This is a genomic window from Cobetia sp. PS-4MA, assembly GCF_057670765.1.
On record NZ_CM173107.1, the window covers coordinates 1,220,712 to 1,234,438 of the forward strand.

Sequence of the window (13,727 nt, forward strand, 5' to 3'; positions counted from 1 at the left end):
GGGATGGCGTGTGATACTGCCGTCACAGGCGGATCCTCAGCGTCTTCCCATTCCCCGTTCAGCAAGGAGTGACCCATGGCAAATCCCACCGCGCAGGCCGATCGACTCATTTGGATCGACCTGGAAATGACCGGTCTGGACCCCGCGCGTGAGCGCATCATCGAGGTGGCCACGCTGGTCACCGACGGAGATCTCAACCTGATTGCCGAAGGGCCGGTGCTGGCCGTGCATCAGCCGGACAGCCTGCTGGAGGCGATGGATGAATGGAACACGCGCACCCACGGCGAATCCGGACTGGTGACGCGCGTCAAGGAAAGTCAGATCGATACCGCCGAAGCCGAACGTCAGACTCTCGAGTTCCTGGCCCGCCACGTGGCGGCAGGCGCCTCGCCGATGTGCGGCAACAGCGTGCATCAGGATCGCCGTTTCCTGCAGCATGAGATGCCGTTGCTGGAAGCGTTCTTCCACTACCGCAACATCGATGTCTCGACCCTCAAGGAACTCGCCAAGCGCTGGAATCCGGCCGCGCTGGACGGTTTCAAGAAGCGGGCGACTCACCAGGCGATGGATGATATCCGCGAGTCACTGGCGGAGCTTGCGCATTACCGCAAGACCTTCCTCAAGCTGACCCAGCAGGGCATCGTCTGAACGACGCAGCGTGAGAGTCTCAGAGCGCGGTGGCCAGACGGGCGCCGCGCTTGATGGCTTGCTCCTTCAGTGCCCAGCGCACGTGCTCGCGCAGTGGCTCGCTGGGATAGGGCAGGCGGGCACGCAGGACATGCTCGACCTGCTCCGACCAGGGCGCATTGCCCAGCCCGATGGCGATGTTGGAGAGCCACTTCTCATAGCCGATACGCCGGATGGGGCTGCCTTGCGTCTTGTCGAGGAACTCCTGTTCCCCCCAGCAGAACAGCCGGATCAGCTCGATGCGATCCAGATCATGGCGTGGCGAGAAATCCGCCTCCTGGGTCGCCTTGGCAAAGCGCGTGAAGGGACAGAACAGCTGGCAGTCGTCGCAGCCATAGATGCGGTTGCCCATGGCACGGCGGAATTCTTCGGGGATGGCGCCATCCAGCTCGATGGTCAGGTAGGAGATGCAGCGGCGTGCATCGATGACCTTGTCCTCGACGATGGCATCCGTCGGGCAGGCGACCTTGCAGGCGTTGCAGCTGCCACAGTGTTCCTTCTCGAAGGGGGCATCCACCGGCAGAGGCAGGTCGGTGTAGAGTTCGCCCAGGAAGAACAGGCAGCCGGCCTGCTGGTTCATCAGCATGGCGTTCTTGCCGAACCAGCCGATACCGGCCTTCTGGGCCAGCGCGCGCTCCATGACCGGGGCGGAGTCGACGAAGGCGCGGTAGCCGAACGTGCCGACTTCCTTCTCTATCTGCTTGGCCAGGTTGGCCAGCCGCTTGCGCATCAGCTTGTGGTAATCGCGTCCCAGCGCGTAGCGTGAGACGTAGGCACGCTCGGGCTGACTGAGTACCTGGGTGGTCTCGACCTCGGGCGGCAGGTAGTCGAGGCGCACGCTGATGACGCGCAGCGTGCCGGGCACCAGCTCCTCCGGGCGCGTGCGCCTGGTGCCGTGCTTGGCCATGAAGTTCATCTCGCCGTGATGACCATTGGCCAGCCAACGTTCCAGGTAGGCCTCGTGTTCCGAGAGGTCGACATCGGTGATCCCGACCTGCTGAAACCCCAGTTCGCGCCCCCATGTCTTGATGCGGGCTGCCAGTTCCGCCATGACCTGAGGGTCGGCGACGCGCGAGTCAGCACCGGATGACTCGTCGGGAGAGCTTCCGGCTGCGTCGGCGGGCAGGGGCATGGTGGCGGATGAAGCAGGCATGGGCATTCCAGCTGGACAGGATGTTCAGGAGCATGGTGCACGCTGGCGTCTCACGGCGAGGAGTCGGCGGTGCGTGCGAAAGGGCGCCACCTTAGCGTAACTTGCCGATCAGCCCAAGCGGCATGTGAGGTTTGCGCTACCCAGTATTTCAGGGCGTGCGGCGCCGCTTTTCCAGGGCGCGGGCACGACTCAGTTTATCAGACATGGAGTGTGGGCATGGCCGTGAGCGAGTCCTCTAACCCCTGCGATGTGACGCCGGTCTCATCCGCCACTCAAGCCTTGTGGCGTTCGGTCAATTGCCTGTGGCCCATCGCGGCGCTGCGTGACCTCGAGCATTGGCTGCTGGCGGAAGAGACCGTCTCGATGACCAACGGCTTGCCTGAAGCATCGGTGGACAAGCGTCTGATGGGGCGGGCGGCGCAGTCAGCCTTCGACCTGCTGCGGCAGCGATGGCCCGAGACGCGCAGATTGTGTGTCCTGTGTGGTGGCGGCAACAATGCGGGCGACGGCTATCTGGTGGCGCGTCTTGCCCAGCTGGCGGGGTTCGAGGTGCGCATCATCGCTTTGAGGGATGAGGCGCAATTGACAGGCGATGCCCAACTGGCCGCGATTGCCGCGCGGGAAGCCGGGGTCGAGCGTCACCCCTGGTCACAAGATACCGCCACGGCAGAATCATTGGTGAAGGGCTGGCCATTGCTGCTGGACGCCCTGACCGGTATCGGTCTGCGCGAGGCGCCCCGCGGCGCGGTCGCCCACGCCATCGAGCTGATCAACCAACGTCACCGGGAGGGCGCGCATGTCATGGCGCTGGATGTGCCCTCGGGGCTTGATGCCGCCACGGGGGCGGTGGCCGGTGTCGCCGTGGAGGCGGATGTCACGCTGACATTTCTGGTCGACAAGCCGGGTCTGCACACCGGGCGCGCCGAGCTGCATGCCGGACACGTCAGTCTGGCGCGGCTTGGTGCGGCTCGGGTGCTGCCGGAGGTGGTCAAGCAGACCCGAACGGCAGCGCTGCTGGCGTGCGAGTCCGTGCAGCGCCTCACGCCACGCTGGCTGGAGACCGAGCTGGTGCCGCGCTCTCCGCTGGCGCACAAGGGGGATGCCGGCAGCGTGCTGGTCTTTGGCGGCGGGCCGGGGCTTGGCGGCTCCGTTCTGCTGGCCAGTGAAGCCGCCGCGCGTGCCGGTGCCGGCAAGGTGGCGCTGCTTACCGCGCCGGCGCATGTCAGCGCCAGCCTGACACGCTGCCCGGAAGTCATGGTGCGTGGTCTCAAGAGCGGGCCGGAGGGCAGCAGTCATGACGGGTTTGCCGTACTGGAAGCCCAGATGGCACAGGCCAGCGTGACACTGGTCGGCCCCGGCATGGGGACGGAGCCGCTGGAGAGCCTGTTGTGGGGCTGGGGAGGACTGTCTCGCGTGCTCGCGGCCGACCAGCCGCTGGTGGTGGATGCCGACGCCCTGAGCCTGCTGGCCTGGCGAGCCGGTGAAGGTGAGGTGATCCGACGCGACGATTGGGTGTTGACGCCGCATCCCGGAGAGGCGGCGCGCCTGCTGGGCTGCTCGGTGGCACAGGTCGAGCAGGACCGGCCCGGCGCCGTGCGCGCCCTGCAGCAAAGATATGGCGGCAGTGTAGTGCTCAAGGGGGCCGGCAGTCTGATTGCCAGTCCCGCCGGCGTACTGGAAGGGCCAGACGTGGCGCTGTGTCCCTATGGCAATCCCGGCATGGCCAGTGGCGGCATGGGGGACGTGCTGGGCGGCATCATCGCGGGGCTGGCGGCCCAGGCGCTCAATGGTGGCTTCGATGCACGCCAGTCACGCACCCATGAGCAGGGCACGGCACAGGCGGCGCATGTCACGCGTTGCATGGCGCAGGCGGCACGGGTCGGCGTGCTGGTGCACGCCCTGGCCGCCGACCGTGCGGTGCAGGAGCGCGGCGAGCGTGGCCTGCTCGCGGGTGATCTGGCATCCTATATGCATTTATTGCTCAATCCACGGGCCCGAAATGCGCATACTCCTGTCTGATGAAAATGCCCAGGTTGCCTTTGGCAGCCAGCTGGGCGACGTCCTTGCCGGCCGCGGGCTGGTGTTCCTGGAAGGTGAGCTGGGGGCCGGCAAGACGACTCTCACGCGTGGCGTGCTGCGTGCCTACGGGCATGAGGGGGCGGTGAAGAGTCCGACCTATACCCTGGTGGAGCCCTATGTGCTGCCACGTCCCGAGGGCGGCGAATGGCACATCAATCATTTTGATCTCTACCGGCTGGCTGACCCGGAGGAGCTTGAGTTCATCGGCGGGCGAGACCTGCTTGCCGATGACAGCCTGGCGCTGATCGAGTGGCCAAGCTGTGGTCAGGGCTTCCTGCCGGTGCCGGACCTGCGCGTGACGTTGTCCGTCGCCGAGCAGGGCCGCGAGGCCGAGTTGCATGCCCTCACACCGCGAGGAGAGGGTTGGCTTGAGGCACTGGCCGAGCGACGCGCCTCTCAGGCATGATGGCGCCTGACGTGCCGTATCATCTTCGTGGCTGCGTCTGGTCATCCTTCGCTATATTCATCCATGTTCCTTCTGTTCGAGTCACCCTTTCCGATGCCTGAAACTGCGCCCCAATCCTCTCGCCTGCGCATGATGCGCGGTCTACGTCGCTGCCTGGCGGGGGGGGTGATGTGCTCGCTGGCAAGTCTCGCGCTCGCTCCCCAGGCGCTGGCCGCCAAGGTCGAGAATCTGCGGCTGTGGACCGCGCCGGACCACACGCGGCTGGTGTTCGATCTCGATAGCGCAGCCAGTGCCAACATCTTCAGCCTCGACAATCCTCGGCGTCTGGTGATCGACCTCGCGGCAAGCGAGGTGGCCAGCAACGCGGTGAAGCGCAAGCTCGATGCGCTGGATCTGGAAGGCAGTGCCATCAAGGCGATCCGTACCGGACGACAGGACGATGCCCTGCGGGTCGTGCTGGATCTGACGCGCCAGGTCAATCCCAAGGACTTCACGCTGGCGCCGAACGACAAGTACGGCAACCGTCTGGTGGTGGATCTCGAGTTCCCGGGCGAGTCCGCGGTCGAGAATCCCATTGACCCGATCGAAGCCCGTATCCGCGAGCAGGAGCAGGCGGCAGCCAAGCGCAAGCTGAAGGGCGAGCCTGCCGCGCCGCTGCCGAGCAGCAAGGCGGCGACGCATCCCAAGCGCGATATCATCATCGCCATTGACCCCGGGCATGGCGGTGAGGACCCGGGCGCCAGCGGCCCGAGCGGCACCAAGGAGAAGGATGTGGTGCTCAAGATCGGCAAGCGTCTCAAGCGCATGTTCGACGAGCAGCCCGGCTTCAAGGCCATCCTGACCCGCAACAGCGATTACTACATCCCGCTGCGCAAGCGTACCGAGATCGCGCGTGAGCAGAAGGCAGACTTCTTCGTCTCGGTGCACGCCGACGCCTTCAACAGTCCGCGGCCGCATGGCAGCTCGGTCTTTGCGCTGTCCAGCCGTGGCGCCACCTCAGAGACCGCCCGCTGGCTGGCGGCCACCGAGAACCGTGCTGACCTGATCGGCGGCGTGGATGGCAACCTCAGCCTGAATGACAAGGATGAGATGCTGCGCGGCGTGCTGCTGGATCTGACCATGACCGCCACGCTCAATGATTCACTGGCGGCAGGCAGCGGCGTGCTGGCCAATCTGGGCCGCATCAACTCGCTGCACAAGCGTCAGGTGGAGCAGGCCGGGTTCGTGGTGCTCAAGTCGCCGGACATCCCGTCTCTGCTGGTGGAAACGGGCTTCATCTCCAATCCCCAGGAAGAGCGCAACCTCAACAGTGGCGCCTATCAGGAAAAGCTGGCGCGCTCGATCTTCTCGGGTATCCAGAGTCACTTCGAGCGCAATCCGCCGCCTGCCAGTCTGCTGGCATGGCGACGCAGCCAGGCACGAGGCGGCAACGGTGGCGAGTATCGCGTCAAGAGTGGCGATACGCTGTCAGAAGTCGCACAGCGTCACAACGTGAGCATGGCCGCGCTGAAGCAGGCCAATGGCATGAGCGGGGACACGGTCCGCGTCGGTCAGGTGCTCAAGATTCCACGCGGCTGAGTGTCAGGCTGCCTGCTCCTTCGACGTGGCGGCAGGCGGGCGTGGCGGCCCGAGCACGCTATCCATCGGGCATGAAGCCCGTCGACTGTCCGCTGACTCGGCTCTTGCGTGCTCGCCGCACGGAGAAGCCGGGTCGGCGGGCAGTGTCGTTTTCAGAGAGACGCCCTCTACGCATGCATAATCAGGAGTTCTTCCATGTCCGTCGAGCCATCTGATACGGATGTCGCTGAAACACGTGAGCGGCGTATCCGCATCCTCAATCCGCGTCTTGCCAACCAGATCGCGGCGGGCGAGGTGGTGGAGCGACCGGCCTCTGTGGTCAAGGAGCTGGTCGAGAACGCCATCGATGCCGGCAGTACGCGCATCGAGCTGGAACTGGAAGGCGGCGGTGCGCGGCTGATTCGCGTGCGTGACAACGGCTGCGGCATCACCGAGGAGGATCTGCCGCTGGCCCTGTCACGTCACGCGACCAGCAAGATCGAGAGCCTTGATGACCTGGAAGGTGTGGCGAGTCTCGGCTTTCGGGGGGAGGCATTGGCCTCGATCAGCTCGGTCTCGCGTCTGGAGCTGTTCTCGAACGTCTCGGATGAGCCCGCCAATGGCTGGCGGGTGGTGGCGGAAGGCCGTGAGATGTCGCCGCGCGTCTCGCCGGCGCCCCATCCGCGTGGCACCAGCGTGGCCGTGCGTGACCTGTTCTTCAATACGCCGGCGCGTCGCAAGTTCATGCGTACCGAGAAGACCGAATTCGGCCATGTTGAGGAAAGCTTCCGGCGTCTCGCGCTGTCGCGTCACGACATCGGCTGGACGTTGCGCCACAACCAGAAGGTGGTACATCAGCTGCGTGCCGGCGAGGACACGCTGACGGTGGAGCGCCGGATCGGCGCACTGCTGGGCCGCAACTTCCTCGAGCATGCGCTGCATCTGGATATCGAGGCCTCCGGCTTGCGTCTCTCCGGCTGGGTCGGCTTGCCGACACATTCGCGTGCCCAGGCGGACCAGCAGTATTTCTTCGTCAATGGCCGCGTGGTGCGTGACCGTCTGGTCGCGCATGCCGTGCGTCAGGCCTATCGCGACGTGCTATTCCACGGCCGGCATCCGGTGTTCGTGCTCTATCTGGAGCTGGACCCCACGGTGGTGGATGTCAACGTTCACCCCACCAAGCACGAAGTGCGCTTCCGCGACGGACGCCTGGTGCACGACTTCCTGTTCTCCAGCCTGCACAAGGCACTGGCCGAGGTGCGCCCCGGTGACAACAGCGCCGCGCCCACCGGTATCGAGGGCCAGGAGAAGGAGGAGGATCCCGGCTGGCAGCAGCAGGGCATGCGTCTCGGGCGTCAGGAGCAGGATGCGCAGGAGCATGGTGCGTCAGCGCAGTCATCCCCTGGTGGTGGTGCGTCGGCCGGGAAGGATCAGTCAGCCGCTGCAGGTGAGCCGTCAGGCGCTGCCGCGCCCTGGAAGCCATCGTCACAGCTGCCGCCGGCCGGAGATGGCCGCTCCAGCGAGCGCCTGAGTGCTGAGCGGGTGCGTCAGTTCATGGCCGGCTATCGTGCGTTGCATCCCAGCGAAGACCATCTGCTGACGCCGGGTGGCGGGCCAGCGGGCACGACGCCTGAGCATGGCGCTGCTCGCGACCCTGCCGCCATCGCCAGTGCCGAGCGCGAGGCGCGGCGCGCCCCGCGTGTCACCCTGGGCGAAGGGATGCGCCATGGTGAGGATGGTGCGCCGGCCGGTATCAGCGAATCTGCCGCCGGTTGGCAGGTCTCGGCACCGTCAGCGGAGCCATCGTCGGGAGTCCCGGCAGAGAATGTGTCCGCTGACGGACCCACGCCTGTCGCCTCTGACATCGTGATGCGTGGCCTGCCAGCCCAGAGCGCCGAGGATGATACGCCACCGCTGGGCTACGCCATCGCGCAGCTGCACGGGGTCTACATCCTGTCGCAGACCTCGCGTGGACTGGTGATGGTCGACATGCACGCCGCCCACGAGCGCATCACCTACGAGCGCATGAAGCGCCATGTGCATGGCGGCGGTCATCTGGAGGCCCAGCCGCTGCTGGTGCCGGTGTCACTTGCCGTCAGTTCGCGCGAGATGGGTACCTTCGAGCGCGAATCCGAGGCATTCACGCGCCTGGGTGTCGAGCTGGACGCCGCCGGACCGGAAACCCTGCTGGTGCGACAGGTGCCGGTGGTGCTCGGCAATGCCGATGTCGAGCCACTGGTGCGCGGCATGCTGGAGGATCTCGAGCGTTACGGCCGCAGCGATCGCATGGAAGCTCACATGAATGAGCTGCTCGCGGACATGGCCTGTCGGGGCAGCGTGCGGGCCAATCGTCGCCTGACGGTTCCCGAGATGAATGCCCTGCTGCGAGACATGGAGCGCACCGAGCGCTCCGGTCAGTGCAATCATGGCCGTCCTACCTGGACCGAACTTTCCATGAATGAACTCGACAAGCTGTTCCTGCGTGGGCAGTAAGCCTGCCCGGCATCGACAGTGGTTCACCCTTGATTCACCTCCTAGCCCAGACAATAGGCCATGACCCAGACGCAATCCCCCGACATTTCCCCCCGTGCCGCGCATGAGCTGGCTGACAAACCGCCCGTCATGCTGTTGATGGGGCCGACAGCCTCCGGCAAGACGGACCTGGCCATCCGTTGGCACGAGGAGCAGGGGGCGGAGCTGGTGAGCGTCGATTCCGCGCTGATCTATCGTGGCATGGACATCGGGACCGCCAAGCCCAGCGCCGAAGAGCTGGCGCGGGCGCCGCACCGGTTGATCGACTTCCTGGACCCGCTGGAGAGCTATTCGGCAGCGGAGTTTCGTCGCGATGCACTGGCGCATATCGCCGAGATCCAGTCCCGCGGCAAGATGCCGCTGCTGGTCGGTGGCACCATGATGTACTTCAAGCGGCTGCTGGAAGGTGTGGCGGAGCTGCCGGCGGCGGATCCCGCGCTGCGTGAACAGCTGGAAGCACGCGCCAGAGACGAAGGGCTGCCGGCGCTGCATGCGCAGCTTGCCAGGCTGGATCCGGCGAGCGCCGAGAGGATCCGGCCCTCGGACCCGCAGCGTCTGACACGTGCGCTGGAAGTCTGTCTGTTGAGCGGGCGATCGATGACGGAGCTGCTCGCGGAGCAGCCGGAAGCCGAGCTTCCGTTCCGGCCGATCCCGATCGCACTGGCGCCCCATGACAGAGCCGTGTTACATGAACGTATCGAGACGCGTTTTGACCAGATGCTGGAACAGGGTCTGATTGGCGAGGTCGAAGCGCTGAAGGCTCGCCCGGAGCTGCACCCCGGGCTGCCCTCGATACGCTGTGTCGGCTATCGTCAGGTGTGGGATTATCTGGAGGGGCATCTGACGCGTGACGAGATGCGTGAGCGTGGCATCATTGCCACCCGCCAGCTCGCCAAGCGTCAATTGACCTGGCTGCGTAGCTGGAAGGGGATTCACCACGTGGATTCCATGGGTGTAAATCCTTACAGTGAAACCTTGAAAATCGTGCGCCAGACCAGCACTTAGCGTAACATGAGCTGTCACGACCCGCGCCCGTGAAGCCCCCCAAAGAGGGCAACCCGGAGCGCTGGCGAACATAACCATACTTGCCTCGAACGAGACATTTTTTACGGAGAGTCACATGTCCAAAGGTCAATCACTCCAGGACCCGTACCTGAACATCCTGCGCAAGGAACGTATTCCGGTCTCGATCTTCCTGGTCAACGGCATCAAGCTGCAGGGCCAGATCGAATCCTTCGATCAATTCGTCATCCTGCTGCGCAATACCGTCTCCCAGATGGTTTACAAGCACGCTATCTCAACCGTGGTGCCCTCGCGCAATGTGCGCCTGCCGGCCCAGGATGCGACCGTGCCCTCCACAGAAAGCTGAAATCCGAGGCGCTGATTGTTCTTCGAACGACCCGAAGCCGGTGAAACGGCCGTCCTGGTCCATGTCAATTTCCGGGACGAAAAAGAACGCGAGGATGCCGGTGAGCTCCTCGAACTCGTACGTTCGGCAGGCGCCGTGCCGGCCACCCTCATCGAGGGTAGCCGGCCCCGCCCTGACTCCCGTACGTTCATCGGAGAAGGCAAGCTTGAGGAAGTGCGTGAGGCCCTGGCCGAGCACCAAGCCGAGCTTGTGATCTTCAACCATTCATTGAGCCCTTCCCAGCAGCGCAACCTTGAAGGTTCGCTCCAGTGTCGCGTGATCGACCGCACCGGTCTGATCCTCGACATCTTTGCCCAGCGCGCGCGTACCCACGAGGGCAAGCTGCAGGTGGAGCTCGCTCAGCTCGAGTACATGTCCACCCGCCTGGTGCGTGGCTGGACCCACCTTGAGCGTCAGAAGGGCGGTATCGGTCTGCGTGGCCCGGGGGAAACCCAGCTCGAGACCGACCGTCGTCTGCTGCGTGCCCGGATCAAGTCGATCCACAAGCGGCTCGAGAAGGTGCACAAGCAGCGCGATCAGAACCGCCGTGCTCGGGCACGTGCCGAGATCCCCAGCCTGTCACTGGTCGGCTATACCAACGCCGGCAAGTCGACGCTGTTCAATGCGCTGACCACCTCTGAGGTCTATGCGGCGGATCAGCTGTTCGCCACGCTCGACCCGACGCTGCGCCGTCTGGAGCTGGAAGACGTGGGCCCTGCGGTGCTTGCGGATACCGTCGGCTTCATTCGGCACCTGCCGCACAAGCTGGTGGAAGCGTTCCAGGCCACCCTGCAGGAAGCCGCCGAGGCGGACCTGTTGGTGCACGTCATCGATGCGGCTGACCCGGAAAATGATCGCAATACCGAGCAGGTCAACGAGGTGCTCAACGAGATTGAGGCCGGTGACGTGCCACGCCTGCTGGTCATGAACAAGGTCGATCGCCTCGACATGGCGCCGCGCATCGAGCGCGACGGCTTCGGGCGTCCGCTGGTCGTATGGTTGTCGGCGCGTGACGGCAAGGGGCTGGATCTGCTGATGCAGGCCTTCTCCGAGCTGCTGTCAGACAATGTCATCTCGACCCGTCTGACGCTGGGGCCGGAGAAGTCACGCCTGCGTGCCGGTCTGCATGAGCTGGATGCCGTCAAGAGTGAAGCGTATGACGAGCAGGGCAATGCGTTGATGGACATTCGTCTCGAGAAGCGCGACTTTCTCCAGCTGTTGTCGCATCTTGGGGAATCTCCCGAGGCCTACCTCGGGGGCGAGCATGACGATCGTGAGGCCTGGCAGCGTGAGCTGTCTGCCGAGCGCGCCGAGAAGCATCGCCTCTCGGTGACGCACAAGTCCTGACGCAGTGATTGCGTCATCTGGCATCTGCATCAGGTACCTGCAGATGCCCTTGCACGGATAGTGACGTGCAGCGAGCAACAGGCATTCGACGTGAAGGGATTGTCGGATGCCGCCTGGCAGAGGATGGTTGTCAGGCAGGGCCATGGCCTTCTCCCGCAAGGGGCGCGCCGCCGTGTCATAGCAAAGAACCGGTCATCAATTGCCGGGGACGATTCCCGGCAACGAAAGCCGGCATGGGCGGCGTCATCATAATGACGAGCGGAACATCGACTGAGTGGAGACGACGTATGGCTTGGAATGAGCCGGGTGGCGGCAACCAGCATGACCCCTGGAGTGGCGGTGGCCGCAACGGGGACAAGAAAGGGGGTGGAGGCAACGGCGGTGGCAACGGTGGACCGCCCGACCTCGACGAAGCGCTGAAGAAGTTCCAGGACAAGCTCAACGGCATGCTGGGCAACGGCCGCAAGCGTCGTGGCGGCAGCGGGGGCGGCAACGGCGGCAGTGGTGGCAGCACCAATGCCTTTGCCCTGCCGGGCATCATCGGGGTGGTGCTGGTCGCCATCTGGGCGGCTTCCGGTTTCTATCTGGTCGATCAGTCCGAACGTGGCGTGGTGCTTCGCTTCGGCAAGTACAACGACATCGTCGGCCCGGGTCTGCACTGGAATCCGCCGATCATCGATGACGTTCGCGAGATCAACGTCACCAAGGTGCGCTCGCTCTCCCAGACCAAGTCGATGCTGACGCAGGACGAGAACATCGTCGAAGTGCAGATGTCCGTCCAGTATCAGGTATCCAACCCGCGTGACTTCCTGCTCAATGTGCGTGCTCCCGAGGTCAGCCTCGAGAACGCCATGGACTCTGCATTGCGTCATGAAGTCGGCAGCGCCGACATGAACGACATCCTGACCTCCGGGCGTGAGCTGCTGGCCAGCAACGTCAAGTCGCGTCTGCAGTCCTACCTGGACAACTATGGCGTGGGTCTGACATTGCAGACCATCAACGTCGAGTCCACGTCGGCGCCGGCAGCGGTCCAGGATTCCTTCGATGACGTCATCAAGGCTCGTGAGGATCGTCAGCGCACGATCAACCAGGCATTGGCCTACGAGAACTCGATTCTCCCGGCGGCTCAAGGTCAGGCGCAGCGCATCATCGAGGAAGCCGAAGGGTACAAGGAGTCGGTGGTGGCCAAGTCCCAGGGTGAGGCCAATCGCTTCACTTCCCTGCTGACCGAGTACCAGAAGGCACCGGAGATCATCCGCGAGCGCATGTACCTCGAGACCATGGGGGAAGTGCTCGGCAAGACCAACAAGGTGCTGGTGGATGTCGAGAACGGCAACTCCCTCATGTACCTGCCGTTGGACAAGCTGGCTGGCAAGTCCAATGCCACGTCCGAGGATGCCAGTGGCATGAGTCGCAGTGAGTTGGATCGCGTGTCCCGACAGGCGAGCGACGCTCTCGGCCGCAGCAGCCAGAGCAGCAATGACAGCAGCAACAGCATTCGTCGGGAGGGTCGTCAATGATCAACAATCGCTCACTGATGGCCGTGGCGGGTCTGGCCGTCGTTGCCTGGTTCGCCAGCAACAGCCTCTACACGATCGATGAGACCCAGCGCGCCATCAAGCTCAAGTTTGGTGAGGTGGTGGAAGACAACATCCAGCCGGGCCTGCATTTCAAGTTGCCGGTCTACAACACGATTCGTACCTTCGATACGCGCGTGTTGACACTGGATGCCCAGGCGAGCCGTTATCTGACCCGCGAGAAGAAGGCGGTCATCGTCGACTCCTTCGTCAAGTGGAAGATCATCGACCCGAAGCGCTACTACGAGGCGACGTCCGGTGATGAGCAGATGGCAGAGCGTCTGATCGCGCCGCGTGTCGACGAGAGTCTGCGTAACGAGTTCGGCAAGCTCGAGCTGGTGCAGATCATCTCCGAACAGCGTGATGCGCTGATGAAGAAGCCCACCGAAGAGCTCGACACGGTGATGCGCAAGGAACTGGGGGTGTCGATTCTCGATATCCGCGTCAAGCGCATCGACCTGCCGGACGAAGTCTCTCAGGCGGTCTATGAGCGCATGAAGACCGAGCGTCAGCGTGAGGCACGTGAATATCGTGCCCAGGGTCAGGAGCAGGCCGAGAAGATCCAGGCCAATGCGGACCGCCGTCGTTCGGTATTGCTTGCACAGGCTGAAGAGCAGGCGCAGACCCTGCGTGGTGAGGGGGACGCATCAGCGGCCGCCATCTACGCTTCGGCCTACGGGGCGGATCTGGAGTTCTTCCGCTTCTATCGCTCGCTGCAGGCCTATCGCGACAGCTTCAAGGGTGATGGCAACATGATGGTCATCCAGCCGGATAGCGAATTCTTCCGCTTCTTCAAGGATTCGCAGGGCGGCTCTCAGTAACGGCTGACCGTCCGCATCGTCATCAGGCGAACAGATGACGATGCCGCGGATGAACCCCGCACGAAGTCTCGTGTGGGGTTCATCCCGAAAGGATTCATGCTAGACTCCTGCAACCGGGCACCGCCCGGTTTTTTTGTGGCCGTTTTTCCTCTATCGACGA

General features: G+C 64.1%; 11 protein-coding genes. 10 read left to right on the top strand and 1 reads right to left on the bottom strand.

Features of this window, described 5'->3' with window-relative positions; genetic code table 11:
* Nucleotides 1-75: 75 nt before the first annotated feature.
* The gene (orn, locus tag AC26AR_RS05225) at nt 76-648 is read left to right on the top strand and encodes an oligoribonuclease (RefSeq protein WP_084209058.1); all 573 of its coding nucleotides are present in this window, start codon (nt 76-78) and stop codon (nt 646-648) included.
* Nucleotides 649-667: 19 nt separating this feature from the next.
* Here the strand turns inward: orn and queG are convergent, their stop codons facing one another.
* Nucleotides 668-1,738, bottom strand: coding sequence for a tRNA epoxyqueuosine(34) reductase QueG (queG, locus tag AC26AR_RS05230; protein WP_127736861.1), 1,071 nt, complete (start codon nt 1,736-1,738; stop codon nt 668-670).
* A gap of 318 nt (nt 1,739-2,056) precedes the next feature.
* Here queG and AC26AR_RS05235 point away from each other — a divergent pair, with 318 nt between their 5' ends.
* The 9 genes from AC26AR_RS05235 (at nt 2,057) to hflC (ending at nt 13,567) form a co-directional block, all read left to right on the top strand.
* A complete protein-coding gene (locus AC26AR_RS05235; RefSeq protein WP_488107676.1) occupies nt 2,057-3,859 on the top strand; it encodes an NAD(P)H-hydrate dehydratase in 1,803 nt (600 codons plus the stop codon).
* Entirely contained in the window at nt 3,840-4,325 is a 486-nt protein-coding gene (gene tsaE, locus AC26AR_RS05240; protein WP_136938177.1) for a tRNA (adenosine(37)-N6)-threonylcarbamoyltransferase complex ATPase subunit type 1 TsaE, read from the top strand. Before AC26AR_RS05235 ends, tsaE begins: the two co-directional genes overlap by 20 nt.
* A 93-nt stretch (nt 4,326-4,418) precedes the next feature.
* Nucleotides 4,419-5,903, top strand: a complete 1,485-nt coding sequence (locus AC26AR_RS05245) for an N-acetylmuramoyl-L-alanine amidase (RefSeq protein WP_371861104.1) — start codon at nt 4,419-4,421, stop codon at nt 5,901-5,903.
* A 195-nt stretch (nt 5,904-6,098) separates the two neighbouring features.
* Nucleotides 6,099-8,375: a DNA mismatch repair endonuclease MutL gene (gene mutL, locus AC26AR_RS05250; RefSeq protein WP_271301967.1), complete on the top strand. Its 2,277-nt coding sequence runs from the start codon at nt 6,099-6,101 to the stop codon at nt 8,373-8,375.
* 60 nt (nt 8,376-8,435) lie between these two features.
* The gene (miaA, locus tag AC26AR_RS05255; RefSeq protein ID WP_240704163.1) at nt 8,436-9,419 is read left to right on the top strand and encodes a tRNA (adenosine(37)-N6)-dimethylallyltransferase MiaA; all 984 of its coding nucleotides are present in this window, start codon (nt 8,436-8,438) and stop codon (nt 9,417-9,419) included.
* Between the two features lie 115 nt (nt 9,420-9,534).
* On the top strand, nt 9,535-9,783 hold the full coding sequence (gene hfq, locus AC26AR_RS05260) for an RNA chaperone Hfq (protein WP_065392483.1): 249 nt from the start codon (nt 9,535-9,537) through the stop codon (nt 9,781-9,783).
* A gap of 15 nt (nt 9,784-9,798) precedes the next feature.
* Entirely contained in the window at nt 9,799-11,169 is a 1,371-nt protein-coding gene (gene hflX / locus AC26AR_RS05265; RefSeq protein WP_065392482.1) for a ribosome rescue GTPase HflX, read from the top strand.
* A gap of 287 nt (nt 11,170-11,456) precedes the next feature.
* Complete coding sequence (gene hflK / locus AC26AR_RS05270; RefSeq protein WP_077372495.1) at nt 11,457-12,689, top strand: FtsH protease activity modulator HflK; 1,233 nt, start codon at nt 11,457-11,459, stop codon at nt 12,687-12,689.
* Complete coding sequence (gene hflC, locus AC26AR_RS05275) at nt 12,686-13,567, top strand: protease modulator HflC (RefSeq protein WP_488107677.1); 882 nt, start codon at nt 12,686-12,688, stop codon at nt 13,565-13,567. Before hflK ends, hflC begins: the two co-directional genes overlap by 4 nt.
* The last annotated feature ends 160 nt before the right edge of the window (nt 13,568-13,727 follow it).

Excerpts from the sequence above, each read along its gene's own strand:
- orn (WP_084209058.1), top strand. The coding sequence starts at position 76 with ATGGCAAATCCCACCGCGCAGGCCGATCGACTCATTTGGATCGACCTG.
- queG (WP_127736861.1), bottom strand. The coding sequence starts at position 1,738 with ATGGCGGAACTGGCAGCCCGCATCAAGACATGGGGGCGCGAACTGGGG.
- AC26AR_RS05235 (WP_488107676.1), top strand. The coding sequence starts at position 2,057 with ATGGCCGTGAGCGAGTCCTCTAACCCCTGCGATGTGACGCCGGTCTCA.
- tsaE (WP_136938177.1), top strand. The coding sequence starts at position 3,840 with ATGCGCATACTCCTGTCTGATGAAAATGCCCAGGTTGCCTTTGGCAGC.
- AC26AR_RS05245 (WP_371861104.1), top strand. The coding sequence starts at position 4,419 with ATGCCTGAAACTGCGCCCCAATCCTCTCGCCTGCGCATGATGCGCGGT.
- mutL (WP_271301967.1), top strand. The coding sequence starts at position 6,099 with ATGTCCGTCGAGCCATCTGATACGGATGTCGCTGAAACACGTGAGCGG.
- miaA (WP_240704163.1), top strand. The coding sequence starts at position 8,436 with ATGACCCAGACGCAATCCCCCGACATTTCCCCCCGTGCCGCGCATGAG.
- hfq (WP_065392483.1), top strand. The coding sequence starts at position 9,535 with ATGTCCAAAGGTCAATCACTCCAGGACCCGTACCTGAACATCCTGCGC.
- hflK (WP_077372495.1), top strand. The coding sequence starts at position 11,457 with ATGGCTTGGAATGAGCCGGGTGGCGGCAACCAGCATGACCCCTGGAGT.
- hflC (WP_488107677.1), top strand. The coding sequence starts at position 12,686 with ATGATCAACAATCGCTCACTGATGGCCGTGGCGGGTCTGGCCGTCGTT.